This is a genomic window from Winogradskyella alexanderae, assembly GCF_020166335.1.
Taxonomy (GTDB): Bacteria; Bacteroidota; Bacteroidia; order Flavobacteriales; family Flavobacteriaceae; genus Winogradskyella; species Winogradskyella alexanderae.
In genome coordinates, this window is the sequence record NZ_JAIUJR010000008.1 from 48,691 (window position 1) to 62,487 (window position 13,797).

The following is a 13,797-nucleotide window of genomic DNA, read 5'->3' on the forward strand; positions in this document are numbered from 1 at the left end:
TATTTTCCTTTTTCAATCTTAAACATCAAAATCAACAACTACTTTCTGAGTTGTTGGCACTGCCTGGCAACTTAGAACAAGGTTCTGCGCTATCTCATCTTCCTCCAAAGCATAATTGATTTTCATCTCTACATCACCCTCTTTTACTTGACACTTGCATGTACTGCAAACACCTCCTTTACATGCAAATGGTAAATCCGCTCCTGCATTTAGTGCTGCGTCTAGAATATTATCAAAGTCCTTTGTCATAGTGAAAAGAAACTCCTTTCCACCATCTATAATAGTTACTTCTATACCTTCGACATTTTGTTTTGCTAATCGTTCCTGACGTTTAATATCTTCTTCCGTAAGACCAGTCACGAACAATTCAAAATGGACGAGATCTTTAGGTAAACCGGCTTTTATTAAATACTCACTTACATAATTCACCATTTTTTCCGGGCCACATAGAAAAACCTCGCTCGTGTCAGGTATATCAATAAAAACCTTGGTCAACACAGCCATTTTTTCATCGTCAAACCTACCATTAAACAGATCTATATCACGTTTTTCTTGTGTTAGGAAATAATAGATTTCAAGTCTTCCAAAGTACGTGTTTCTTAGCTGCTCAAGTTCTTCTTTAAAGATAATGGATTTTGCGGTTTTATTTACATAAAAAAGTTTACAGGTTGAGTTAATTTCATTTTTGAGATGTGTTTTAATCATGGAAATTACTGGTGTAATTCCACTACCGGCAGCGAAAAAAAGATAGTTTTTAGTGGCCTCTTTGTTAACTTCAACACCAAAAGTGCCACTTGGCGCCATTACATCAATCTCTTGTCCAGCCTCTAATGCTTCATTAATAAAAGTAGAAAACTTACCGCCAGGTATTTGCTTCACTGCAACTTGCCATTTATTTTCCACTGGGCTTGAACACAAGGAATAAGAACGACGAACATCTTCACCATCAATCATAGCTCTGAGGGTTAAATGTTGGCCTTGACAATAAGCAAATTCAGGCTTTAATTCCGAAGGAACATCGAATGTTACTACCGAACAGTCATCTGTTTCTTTATAAATGTCTTTTACCTTAAGTTTATAAAACTGAGCCATGCTTTTAATTATTTAACTAACAACTGTTAGTTAGTAAGCAAAGTTAAAAAAATATATCTAAACTATTTGTTAATTCCGTTGAGCAAAATCAGGCTCAGATTTTCGGAAAGTTCTCCTAGATTTATATCTTCTTTTTTCGGTATCCATAAATATAACGAGCGCAATGTTGTAAGAATTGAAAACATCATCACATCTGGTTTTACCGCAATAAGTTCGCCACTGCGTATTCCTTCTTCTAATATGTGTTTAAAATCATTTTCGTAGTCTGAACGTAACTTTATGTAATAAGACATCTGTTCTTCCAAGTGCATCCAATCATTATTTAAGGATGCCATACCATATATATTTTGGCTTGAGAGCCTAACATGTAATGTAATTATTTGCTTCAACTTATCAATAGCACCAATTTCTGATTTCTTAATTTCTAGCATTTCGGTGGTAAATTGTTCTGCGAGCGATATTATAATGGCTTCAAGAATGTCTTGTTTGGAATTGATATGATTATAGAGACTTGCCGCCTTTATATCCATTGACTTGGCAATATCTCTCATAGTAACTGCGCTGTAACCTTTCTCCTTGAAAAGTTTTGCGGCCACTCTAATGATCTCTTCTTTTCGTGTTTCTGTTTTCATTGAGACACTTACATTTTAAAGCCTAAAAATATTCTAATATTTCTCTAATGTATTGAACATTTAATAATTTAGCGACAAAAATTGCATGGCACTAACCTATGAGTCTAATCCTTTAATCGATAGGCTACCACCTCATTTAAAGCAGTTTATTAAGCCTCAAAACTACGAGTCCTATTCGCCAATAAATCAAGCGGTTTGGCGATATGTGATGCGCAAAAATATATCATATCTCTCAAAAGTAGCTCATGAATCTTATTTAAAAGGCCTTGATATGACTGGTATTTCTGTCGATAGTATTCCAAGTATGTATGGTATGAATCGGATTTTAAAAGAAATTGGTTGGGCCGCGGTAGCAGTAGATGGTTTTATTCCTCCTAATGCGTTCATGGAATTTCAAGCATACAAAATCCTTGTAATAGCCTCAGATATTAGACAACTCGAGAATATAGAATATACACCTGCGCCAGATATTATCCATGAGGCAGCTGGGCACGCACCCATAATCGCTAATCCGGATTATGCTGAATACCTGAGACGTTTTGGTGAAATAGGTTCAAAGGCCATCTTATCTGCTCACGATAATGACATGTACGAAGCAGTGAGGAAATTATCAATTTTAAAAGAGGCGTCTTCTAGTACTGAAGAAGAAATCCTTGAAGCGGAAGACGCTGTGAATCTCCTCCAGTCCAAGAAAGTAGAACTTTCTGAAATGGCTCAAATACGTAATTTACACTGGTGGACTGTAGAATATGGACTAATTGGCACACCTGAAAATCCAAAGCTTTATGGTGCCGGACTTCTGTCTTCGATTGGCGAAAGTAAATGGTGCCTCTCAGAAGCTGTTAAAAAAATTCCTTATTCTATTACAGCTGCTGAAACTGAATTTGATATTACAAAACCACAACCTCAACTATTTGTAACACCAGACTTTTCTTATTTAATGCAGGTCTTAGAGGAATTTGCAAATAATATGGCACTAAGAAAAGGAGGTTGGAGAGGTCTTCAAAAATTAATCGATTCGCAAAAAATCGGGACCATAGAATTAAATACTGGGCTTCAGATTTCAGGAAAATTTACTGAAATGATACGAGATGAGGACAACAATGTCGTTTTCTTTAAAACAGATGGGCCAACAGCTTTGGCCAATCGTGAAAAAGAACTTATTGGTCACGGCGTGGCTAATTACCCTAATGGTTTTAGCTCACCCATTGGCAAGCTTAAAGGGATAAACCTAGCTATAGAAGATATGGGGCCAAGAGATCTCAAGGCTTACAATTTTTATGATGGAAAGCGCATCGCTTTTGAATATGAAAGTGGAATAACCGTTGACGGAATGAATATAACTGGATTACGTAATATTAATGGAAAATTAATTCTCATTCAGTTTGAAGATTGTACGGTTAAGTATAATGATGAAGTTTTATTTTCACCACAAGATGGTGCTTTTGATTTAGCTATAGGGTCCTCGATTATTTCAGCTTATGCAGGTAGTGCAGACTTCAGATCTTTTGAGAATCTGTACAACGTATCCAATTACATCACACAATCTCCAAAAAAAGATTCCGATACTATAAAACTTGAGCAACTTTATGAATCAGTTCGGGATCTAAGACATTCTAAAAATAACCTGGACGAATCCAAACTTCTAGAAATAATAAGTCTATTGAAAACTAAGTTTCCACAGGAATGGCTACTCCCATTGGAACTGCACGAAATTTCAATAAAAAATAATCTAGAAGAAGTGAGGGATATAACAAATGAAATCTTACAGTCTTACATGGAAAATAATCCAAAAATAGCACATTTAATAACTGACGGAATTAAAATAATTAAGGAGCAGACCTCTTAAGCATCATCACTATGTAACATTTGATACTTTTAAGGTTTCAAACTTTTCACAAATTTGTAAAAAGTTTTACTATGGGGTTTTTTAATATTTTAAGTGGTAAGTCGGCCGAAGAGCTAATGGAATATATCGAAAAAGGAGCTGTTTTACTTGACGTAAGATCAGACCGCGAATACTTTTTAGACCATATACAATCTGCTGTACATATTCCAATTAATGAATTAGAATACAGAGTTGATGAAATAAAAAAATCGAATAAACCTATTATTGTTTATTGTGCAAGTGGAATGCGCTCTGCTAATGCCACCAGATTCCTGAAACAAAATGGTATAGATGCAATTAATGGTGGTGGTATTTCTACGGTAAGAAAATCACTATTTAAGTAATTGCTCTCAATTTAAAATTTAAAATCAATCGAATTAAAAGCTTCTATAGATTTAATGGGTTTTTCCTCATATTTAAGTATCCAACCTAAAGAATTTGTTAGAATATAAAATTTTGAAAGTTCACTTATCAGCCTATTCTTGGCATTAGATTTCAAGTCTGAAGCATTGACCTTTTTTAATAATGAATTATTAACGATTTCCTTTATTTTATTATAATCGCTCGCCTCAAATTCGTTGAGAAAGTCTGCTTGAATATCGTAATACTCTAAATTTGGGTTAATATTTATCTCTTCTTCTGGAATATTGGTAATCTTTAGTGTTTTATTTTCCCCATCTACATTAAATTCAATTTCGCTCAAATCATAACTAACAGAGACCTCCGCATTTACAATAACTATAGCTTGTTTTTTTGCTTCGAGCAAATCCCCAAAATAGGTTTGTGAATTTTCATAAGTGAATACCTCGCTGAAATGGCCTTCAGTAACAACAAGTTTACCTACATTCTTAATCTGTTCCTGGATTAATACTGTATTTTCTTTGATAGTAATATTTTGTTCTTGTTCATCTCCACAATACTTGAAAGCAAACAAGACTAACAAGGTAATTACTACTCCAAATAAGATTTTACGCATAAGCGAATTTAAAAAATTAAGCGCATTTTAGTATCGAGTTAATGAGCATCCTTTCGTCAATCATGCATTTTATCTTTCATTTTTAACATTTTACCTATTTAATCAAATAAGAAATTAAATTTCATTTGTGATACTCTTTTGATGTACTATATTTAATTCATGCTATACTTTCCTCAAGTCTCACAATAGCTATAACTAAATCAATTAAGTAATTAATCCATGCTTAGAGTATTTATTGTGATACTTTTTTTGGCCACTTCACAAATTGGGAATTGCCAGCGGTCAAGCCTTATTAAAAATGTAAACTTTCGTGCTAAAGATTTAATACACGAATTAAATCATAATGGTGACACTTTAAAGTTAGAAAGCGATAAAACTATTTATCAAGTTGATATTTATAATAGTTTTTATGAAAAAAAACTTGCTGTTAATAGATATAAAAGTAATATTCCGATAAATGATCTACCAGAAGGGAGATATGTTGTAGAGGCCAAGTTAAGTGACAGGCACATAATTATGACCTTAATACGTAATGAAACAGCCAAAGAGGCCCTAGCACTTTCTGATGCAAAACTCGAAGATTTAAGATTAACAGCAATAGAAACTCAGGAAATGTCAAAAGCTGCTTCGATGACAATGCCGGTCATAGGCATTGAAGAATCAGAACAAATTATCGAAGAAGAAACAGTAAAGATTGACGAACAACTGCAACTTACAACGATAGCATTGGCCGAAGAGGCGCCAGAGACTATTGCCCCTGAGAAGACTGAAAAAGTAAACTATAGAAATTACAGTCCTGCCGACCTCTTAAATACTAGATTAAAAAAACCTTCTGAACGTTCCAACAAATATTTTTGGGTGGAGTTGGAGGTAAACAACGGCAATAGCTCTTCAAAAACAAAAAAACTCGTTCATGCGGATTTAATTGCTGGTCTAATTTTACACAACAAGACCGAAATAAAGACAGCCAAAGGAAGGAATAACAAGCTAACGATTTGGGAAGTCTTCGATACAAAGGCGTTTATGATACAACAAAGGCAAAACAGAAATTTTGTAACAAGTGTTAAGACATCAGATTGTTTTAATCCTATTCCTTATTATGCAACACGTGCATCTAGTGCTTCGAGGTAATGTGGTGTTCTACAAAATGAATTAAAGTCTTTTGTTTGTGTTGTAAGCAAATTTGAAGTTAAACTATTACAACTATTTAGCGTAGCCAAATTCAATTAATACGTTTCTAATTTGGTAAATATGTAGTTAATATGTGATGATATCTCTGTATTTGATTTAATTAATGCCTGCTAATGTTGTAAATTGAAACCTAAAATTTAAGTATGTCTATTAAAAAAATTCTTTTCCAAACGTTTATTTTATGTCTAATTGCATGGTCGTGTTCAAATCCAAAAAATGAATCGGCTACAATGCTTATATATGGTGGTACCATTTACACGGTCGATTCACTTAAAACAGTTGAGGCTGTTGCAACAAAAGACAATAAAATAGTATTTGCCGGCAGTTTGGAAGATGCCCAAGCATTCAAGACAAATGAAACTGAATTAGTCGATTTACAGGGTAAAACCATGACTCCAGGTTTAATAGAAGGTCATGGCCACTTTATGGGTTTAGGCTACAATGAGCTCAATCTAGACTTAATAAACACTACCAGCTACCAAGCTATTATTGATGCGGTTGCAGAACGTGTTAAAACCGCAAAACCAGGAGAGTGGATAACAGGCCGAGGTTGGCATCAAAGCAAATGGGATAGTATGCCAGCAGAAACAGTTCTCGGATTTCAAACACACCATCTATTGAGTGCGGTTTCACCAGACAATCCCGTTTATTTAAGACATGCAAGTGGTCACGCAGGTTTTGCAAATGAAAAAGCAATGGAAATTGCTGGATTAATTAATTTATCTATTGATGGTGTTAAAGATTATAAAGTTGAAGGCGGTGAGGTTTTGGTCGATGCTTCTGGAAAACCAACTGGAGTTTTTAATGAGCGTGCCCAAACTCTAATCACGCAACATATACCTGAGCGAACACAAGAGACAGATATAAAAGCTTTTGAACTTGCCGTAAAGGCTTGTCATGAAAATGGAATAACAAGTTTTCATGATGCTGGAATACCAAGGGAAACCATTGAATTGTATAACAATATGAAGGCCGAAGGAAAAATGACGACCAGAATATATGCCATGTTAACAGGATGGGATGAAGACCTACTGAACGAATGGTTTGAAAAAGGTATAATGGTTGATGATGACAATCTTTTTACAATACGATCGGTAAAACTAAACTGTGATGGTGCGCTAGGATCAAGAGGTGCTTGGTTACTAGAACCTTACACCGACCGGCCAGGCCATTTTGGCCATGAAACACTTCCTATGGAATTTGTCAAAGAAACAGCACTTAATGGACTGAAATATGGTTTTCAGGTTTGCTCGCATGCCATTGGTGATAGAGCTAACAGGGAAATACTAGATAGATATGAGCTAGCACTTAACGATATTCCTGACGCCACAACAGATCACAGATTTAGAATAGAACATGCTCAACATTTGCACCCAGATGACATTCCAAGATTTGCAGAATTAAAAGTAATACCTGCCATGCAGGCTGTTCATATGTCTTCCGATAGACCATGGGCAATCGATCGTTTAGGTGAAAAACGCATTAAAGAAGGTGCTTATATGTGGCAAACCTTGTTGCAGAGCGGTGTTCCGATCGTCAATGGAACAGATGTCCCTGTAGAACCCATAAATCCTATTGCGAGTTTTTATGCCAGTGTGAGCAGAAAAACGCTTAAAGGTACGCCTGAAGGCGGCTATGAGCCGGACCAAAAAATGACACGAGAACAAGCTTTAAAATCCTATACCCTGGATGCTGCTTATGGTGCATTTGAAGAAGATATAAAAGGATCTATTACCGTAGGGAAATTAGCAGATTTCACCATTTACGACCAAGATTTGATGACTGTTGAGGAAAATAAAATTTTAGATACAGAAGTAGTGATGACCATTTTTGATGGAAAGGTAGTATATGAATCAAAAAAATAAAAAACACTAGTTTCCCTTCTTGATGAAGTTCTAATTAATGTTTTTACTGAATGATTAATAGCGTTACAAAAATAAGGGGCCGTCTAAACTTTGTTATTACCTAATAGTTAAGAAAGTGTTACCATACAAAGGATTAATTATGCGCTCACTATTTATAAATTTCCTATTATGAAATAGGGTTATTAAAATTTGGTGTTCATGCATTTCACTATAAATATTTTATAGTTCATTAGTGATAATAATTGTGTTTTCTTAGCCAATCCTTAAATGCTTTTCATCTAATAAATTGACCACTATTTTCACTTAAACTATTTAAATAGGTCAAACATCTGAGTATTAATTCAAAAATTGATTTTATAAATAGCTTTACGCTATATCAAAATCCCTCGCTTTAAAGGCGATTGATGTGCCCTCAACATACCTGCTTATGAAAACTACTTGGCTTACCCTTGTTTTTTTGGCTTTGACAGTTTCAACTTATGGTCAGAAGTCAACTTTAATCCAAAATGTAAATTACAGAGCGCAAGAATTGCATCATACTCTTAATGAAAGTGGTGACAGTTTAAAACTTGCTGCAAATCGTAAAATACATTCGGTCACAATATTCAACTCTAATTTTGAAAGACAATTTTCTGTAAATAAAAACGCAATATCTATTCCTTTACAAGAAATACCAGTGGGTAGATATACGACGGAAGTTAAATTAAATGGCAAACTTATTATAATCACACTTCTTAGAGATCAACCAATACTTACAAAAAGAAGTTACGCATCATCTAATGTAAACCAAAGTGAATCTTTTGAATCTTCTGAAGGATTAAATAGAGCTGCTGGAAAAACTCTGGATAAGCCTACTAATAAAAATATTGTTAGCTATTGGATTGTAAGCAAAATACAGAATGGCAATAGCTCCAGACTAATACGGCGTGCAGGAGATATTAATGTTGTTAAAGAACTAATCGAACAAAATAAGCTAGACACACAGACACGAATAGGTAAATTTAACGAACTAACTGTTTGGGAAATTTACGACAAAAGCGAATTTATGAAACTTAAGCGTATTAACCCTGATTACGCCAGTGTAACACATTCTAGTTCATTCAATGTCAACCCTTATTATAAAACGGCAAGGGATTTAAATTATAATCCTTAGTTTTTCTTTAGCTCAAGTTTTTCCGCAAAATAGTCGCAAAAATCTTTCATTGTTGCCGTCATCTTTTCGTCTTGTGTTGCCCTCATAAAGGTATCACTCATGGTAACCAGTGTTTGGTGAAAAAATAACTTCATTTCGTCTACAGGCATGTCCTTGGTCCATAAATCTATCTTCAAAGTTTCTTGCGCTTTACTGTCCCAAACAGAAAGCATTATAGCCTTTGCCTCTTCATTACTTATACCACCATCTTCGGCAGACCAATTTAACTTTTCTGGTATGCGATTCTCATCTAGTTCAACATTGAGCTCTATTTTACTTGTTATGGTTTTTGACATTATTTCTTCGGTTTAAATTTTGATTCCCTAAATATTTCTTCAGGATCCTGTTGCATTATACTAAGTATAGGTTCGTTAGTTCGCTCTGCATAAGCTCTTACAATTTGCCAACCTATATATTGTCCCAATCGTCCTGGTGACTCTCGATCTAATTCAAGATAAAATTTTGAAAAAGGGGCATCCATTATAAATCTAGAAGGCAATTTGCTATCCGTACTATACAACAACTCTTTTTCAACAAAATAGCTCCAAATTTGGCTTTCGTTAGCTTCTGCCCAACTTATCTGCTCCTCAGTGTAACCAATTTTTTCCGCATCAGTTTTAAACGGAATCATTTTGTCTTTGAAGTGTAGCAATTTACCATGATAAATCATTTCATCTAAAAACGTTTTTCTTGCAGACTGGTAAACATAATTTTTTCCGTATCCTCTTGCAACGTCAACACTTATTTGAGATTTATTTAAATTTGAAGCTATGTACCTTGGAATATTCTGGTAAAACTCATGTTCCTCACCCAAAAAATTATCTAAAGCAATTAAAACTATAGAATCTGTTACAATGGTTTTATCCCTATAAGCTACATCATTTGTTAATGTAATTACACGAGGGGTACTAAATGTTTTATCATAATATTTTAAATGTTGAAATAGGTTTGTCAATTCTCCCTTAATATTCTTAAGATCTTGAAATGTTTTACTTACTTCCTCAGCAAGTTGCAATTGAAGTGTATCTTCTAGTCTTCTACTCCAAATTGAGTCAGGTATTTGGTTTGAAAATAAAAACGGAAATGCCTCCTTGAGTTTTGGCAAGTCTTTTGCTGAGGCATTACGCACAGCCTTATCAAAGCGTTCAATTGTAAAATCTATGTCAATTTTTGAAATCTCTTTTTCAAATGAACTATCCTTAGCACAGGACAGAATAAAAAGCATCAAAATTGAAGAAGAATAAATTCGTATTTCTCTTGTATAAAACATTTTTAATCTAACACGTTTCCGCTATTTTTGTTGTGCAAAGGTACATTACTTTTATATTATAAAACTCTAAAAATTATGCAGACAGATAAGGTTGTTAAACACATTGTAAATTGGCTTACAGATTATGCTAACGATGCAAACGTAAATGGTTTTGTAATCGGTGTTTCTGGAGGTATTGACTCTGCGCTCACTTCAACATTGTGCGCAATGACTGGCTTGGATGTTCTTTGTTTGGAAATGCCAATTCATCAATCAGAAAATCAAGTATCGAGAGCAATGAATCACATTAAATGGTTGCAGGATAAATTTCCTAATGTCAAGATGACGCAAGTAAATCTTACACCTGTATTTGACGGTCTGGTCGATGCACTTCCTGATGTTGAAAATGAAGAAAGTCGTTTCATGTCATTAGCAAATACAAGAGCTAGATTAAGAATGACCTCTCTGTATTATTTTGCCGCTCTTGATAAACTACTTGTTGCTGGCACAGGAAATAAAGTCGAAGATTTTGGGGTTGGGTTTTATACCAAGTATGGTGATGGTGGCGTAGATTTAAGTCCAATTGCAGATCTACTAAAATCTGACGTTTATCGTCTCGCAAAACATTTAGGAATAAATCAAGAAATCATTGATGCACCTCCAACAGACGGTCTTTGGGGTGATGACAGAACAGATGAAGATCAAATTGGCGCATCGTACCCAGAATTAGAATGGGCTATGGCTATGGACGATGCTGGTAAAACTGCAGGTGATTTTGAAGGTAGGCAAAAGGAAGTTTTTAAAATCTTTAAAAGGTTCAACACAATGAACAAACACAAGATGATTCCAATACCAATTTGTGAAATCCCTAGTGATTTAAGATAATTTTTGCGTTTTAACGATTAAATTCCTATAACTGCTATATTTTTCGTATCTTTTGTTTAACCAAACGGACTGCAGATTAGGCCTTAATTAGCTTATTGTATTGACATTATAATCCCTAACCAATCCTAAAATCAAGTGTCATGATAAACATATTGATAGTAGACAGTCATCCTATTGTAAGAGCAGGTCTAGACTTATATCTAAGTAGTAAACCCGATTTGAATGTCGTTGGGAAATTAAACAGCGGCATCGAGATTTTTGAATTTCTAAGACGCAACGACGTTGATGTAATCATTTCTGAAATTGACTTACCCGAACTTAATGGAATAACGGCATTAAGAGCCATTAAAAAAGAAAATAAGGATATAAACGTTCTTATTTTTAGCCATCAGCCAGAAGAAATATATGCTGTAAGCACTGTAAAGGCAGGTGCTTCAGGCTATTTAAGTAAATCTGCAAGTGTAGAAGAAATAGAAATGGCTATTCGAAAAGTGAAGGGAGGCGAAATTTCATTAAGTGAGAAAATGGATAAGCATTTACGCTATGAAGATACGCGTAAAAGTAGAACCCGTTTGTTTAAAAAACTCTCTACACGCGAGGTGGAGGTCTTAAAACTTCTTTCCATAGGTCGAAAAAATAAAGAGATTGCAGAAGAGTTGGATATTAATGAAAAAACTGTAAGTACCTACAAGGCGCGTTTGTTCAAAAAGCTAAACGTTAACAACATTGTAGATTTAGTACATCAGGCAAAACACCACAATCTTACTTCGTAACGTAACTACCAATTACTTTACCTAATTTTTTGGAAAGTAAAGACTTTAAGTCATTATAGTCTTTAACATCTTCCATTATGGTTTTTGTGTCAACATTATCTTTTAGTATATTATTTTTCAATTCTTCAACCTTATTCTCAATTAAAAAACATCTTAAACTTAAAACAGTTTGTGACACTAACTGGTCTAAAGTATCGGTCTTTTTTTTAGGTAATATTTGATAACGTTCCCAATCATCAATTCCATACTTCTCGTCCTCCATTAAAATTCCAGTAATAGTGGATGCAGCATCCTGATCAAGTTGATTAATAAAATCTCTTGTCGAAAATTCTTCCTCTTGATTCAATTTATCAATGATTGAATAATACAGTTCTCTAAATTTTTCATTGGAAAACATCATCTCATCTTCTTGAAGGTCTAAATAAATCTTTTCAAAAACACGAGCCTTTTGTATGGTTGGCTCCATGATTAAATCGCCCGAAACCTCATCTTCTTTCAACACCAAATCCTCGAACTGTTCAGTTCGGTCTCCATAAAGCATTAGTATCTCAATTATTTTGCGCTCCAATTCATACTGAACATCTACTTTAGGTTTTGCATATTCTTCATTCTTTACAACCTCAAAGGCTTTTTGTTCTTGCCTGTATTTTTTATTTGCGTCTTGATAATCCTTTTTATGTATTTGCGCCAAGGTGCTAAAAAGTACCTCCTCACTAATATCCATAATTTTAGAGCATTCCTGGATATAAACTTCGCGTTTAATCTGATCTGGAATTTTAGAAATACTATTTACAATATCCCTGATAGTTTCGGCTTTTTTAATAGGATCGTTCTTGGATTCCCTTGCTAATAAAGAGGCTTTAAATTGAATAAAATCCTTTGCATGCTCAGTAAGGTAATCTGAAAGATCCGTCAATGTATTAGACTTGGCAAAACTATCAGGATCTTCACCATCAGGAAACATACAAACCTTGACGTTCATACCCTGCTCCAAGATTAAGTCAATACCTCGTAAGGACGCTCTGATGCCGGCTTCATCACCATCAAATAATACTGTAATGTTATTTGTTAGTCTATTGATTAATCGTATTTGCTCTGGTGTTAAAGCGGTTCCTGATGACGATACTACGTTTTTAATTCCTGTTTGATAAAATTGTATTACATCAGTGTAACCTTCCACCAAATAACAGTTGTCTTGTTTTGCAATAGTTTGCTTTGCAAAGTAGAGCCCGTATAGTACTTTGCTCTTATGGTAAATATCGCTTTCTGGCGAGTTTAAATACTTGGCTGCTTTTTTGTCGTTACCCAGAATACGCCCACCGAAACCAAGGATACGACCGCTCATACTGTGAATAGGAAACATCACTCTTCCTTTAAACCTATCGAAGCGTTTATTTTCCTTAACAATAGTAAGCCCTGTTTTTTCTAAGAACTCAATATTGTAACCCTTTTTCAAGGCTTCATCTGTAAAAGCTTGCCACTCATCTAAAGCATAACCTAACTGAAACTTTTTAATAGTATCTTCAGTGAAGCCACGCTCCTTAAAATAACTTAATCCAATAGCCTTTCCTTGATCGGTTTTGTGTAGTACATTCTGAAAATAGGTATTGGCAAATTCACTAACTAAATAAAGACTTTCTCTTTCGTCCGCTCTTGCTTTTTCCTCGTCTGTTCGCTGGGTCTCCTCTACCTCAATATTATATTTCTTAGCAAGGTATTTTATAGCCTCAGGATATGTAAAATGCTCGTGTTCCATTAAAAAGGTTACTGCATTACCGCCTTTTCCAGTTGAAAAATCTTTCCAAATCTGTTTTACAGGAGAGACCATAAAACTTGGTGTACGCTCATCGCTAAACGGACTGAGGCCTTTAAAATTACTTCCAGCTTTTTTTAACTGTACAAAATCGCCAATTACCTCCTCGACACGAGCAGTTTCAAAAACTTGAGATATGGTATTCTGAGAAATCAAAGCTTCAACAATTAGTAAGTCTGTAAAGTTAAAAAACTATATGGTTATCCGATTTAATGTTAAAAAGTAATTTGCCTAATACAGG

Annotated in this window: 13 protein-coding genes; 7 read left to right on the forward strand and 6 right to left on the reverse strand. The window is 34.6% G+C overall.

Annotation, left to right across the window (positions count from 1 at the left end):
* Positions 1 to 18: 18 nt before the first annotated feature.
* Entirely contained in the window at positions 19 to 1,092 is a 1,074-nt protein-coding gene (locus LBU54_RS11885) for a 2Fe-2S iron-sulfur cluster-binding protein (protein WP_224529937.1), read from the reverse strand.
* Between the two features lie 62 nt (positions 1,093 to 1,154).
* A complete protein-coding gene (locus LBU54_RS11890) occupies positions 1,155 to 1,724 on the reverse strand; it encodes a TetR/AcrR family transcriptional regulator (RefSeq protein ID WP_224529948.1) in 570 nt (189 codons plus the stop codon).
* Between the two features lie 85 nt (positions 1,725 to 1,809).
* Between LBU54_RS11890 and LBU54_RS11895 the strand changes: the two genes are divergently transcribed.
* Positions 1,810 to 3,573, forward strand: coding sequence for an aromatic amino acid hydroxylase (locus tag LBU54_RS11895; RefSeq protein ID WP_224529950.1), 1,764 nt, complete (start codon positions 1,810 to 1,812; stop codon positions 3,571 to 3,573).
* 71 nt (positions 3,574 to 3,644) lie between these two features.
* A complete protein-coding gene (locus LBU54_RS11900) occupies positions 3,645 to 3,956 on the forward strand; it encodes a rhodanese-like domain-containing protein (protein ID WP_224529951.1) in 312 nt (103 codons plus the stop codon).
* A gap of 11 nt (positions 3,957 to 3,967) precedes the next feature.
* Here LBU54_RS11900 and LBU54_RS11905 read toward each other — a convergent pair whose 3' ends face one another.
* Entirely contained in the window at positions 3,968 to 4,588 is a 621-nt protein-coding gene (locus LBU54_RS11905) for a DUF4230 domain-containing protein (RefSeq protein ID WP_224529953.1), read from the reverse strand.
* A 219-nt stretch (positions 4,589 to 4,807) separates the two neighbouring features.
* Between LBU54_RS11905 and LBU54_RS11910 the strand changes: the two genes are divergently transcribed.
* The 3 genes from LBU54_RS11910 (at position 4,808) to LBU54_RS11920 (ending at position 8,797) form a co-directional block, all read left to right on the forward strand.
* Positions 4,808 to 5,719: a hypothetical protein gene (locus LBU54_RS11910; RefSeq protein ID WP_224529955.1), complete on the forward strand. Its 912-nt coding sequence runs from the start codon at positions 4,808 to 4,810 to the stop codon at positions 5,717 to 5,719.
* A gap of 203 nt (positions 5,720 to 5,922) precedes the next feature.
* Positions 5,923 to 7,644, forward strand: coding sequence for an amidohydrolase (locus LBU54_RS11915; protein WP_224529958.1), 1,722 nt, complete (start codon positions 5,923 to 5,925; stop codon positions 7,642 to 7,644).
* 427 nt (positions 7,645 to 8,071) lie between these two features.
* A complete protein-coding gene (locus LBU54_RS11920) occupies positions 8,072 to 8,797 on the forward strand; it encodes a hypothetical protein (RefSeq protein WP_224529959.1) in 726 nt (241 codons plus the stop codon).
* Here LBU54_RS11920 and gldC read toward each other — a convergent pair.
* Both gldC and gldB read right to left on the reverse strand, forming a co-directional pair.
* Positions 8,794 to 9,132 carry a gliding motility protein GldC gene (gene gldC, locus LBU54_RS11925; protein ID WP_224529962.1) on the reverse strand — a complete coding sequence of 113 codons (339 nt, stop codon included), beginning with the start codon at positions 9,130 to 9,132 and terminating at the stop codon, positions 8,794 to 8,796. The two genes, LBU54_RS11920 and gldC, sit on opposite strands and share 4 nt — an antisense overlap.
* Positions 9,132 to 10,106, reverse strand: coding sequence for a gliding motility lipoprotein GldB (gldB, locus tag LBU54_RS11930; RefSeq protein WP_224529963.1), 975 nt, complete (start codon positions 10,104 to 10,106; stop codon positions 9,132 to 9,134). Before gldB ends, gldC begins: the two co-directional genes overlap by 1 nt.
* A gap of 75 nt (positions 10,107 to 10,181) precedes the next feature.
* Between gldB and nadE the strand changes: the two genes are divergently transcribed.
* Together nadE and LBU54_RS11940 are read left to right on the forward strand one after the other, a co-directional pair.
* Positions 10,182 to 10,970: an NAD(+) synthase gene (gene nadE / locus LBU54_RS11935; RefSeq protein WP_224529964.1), complete on the forward strand. Its 789-nt coding sequence runs from the start codon at positions 10,182 to 10,184 to the stop codon at positions 10,968 to 10,970.
* A gap of 140 nt (positions 10,971 to 11,110) precedes the next feature.
* Complete coding sequence (locus tag LBU54_RS11940; protein WP_224529965.1) at positions 11,111 to 11,743, forward strand: response regulator; 633 nt, start codon at positions 11,111 to 11,113, stop codon at positions 11,741 to 11,743.
* Here the strand turns inward: LBU54_RS11940 and dnaG are convergent.
* Positions 11,733 to 13,712 carry a DNA primase gene (gene dnaG, locus LBU54_RS11945; protein WP_224529966.1) on the reverse strand — a complete coding sequence of 660 codons (1,980 nt, stop codon included), beginning with the start codon at positions 13,710 to 13,712 and terminating at the stop codon, positions 11,733 to 11,735. The two genes, LBU54_RS11940 and dnaG, sit on opposite strands and share 11 nt — an antisense overlap.
* Positions 13,713 to 13,797 lie beyond the last annotated feature (85 nt).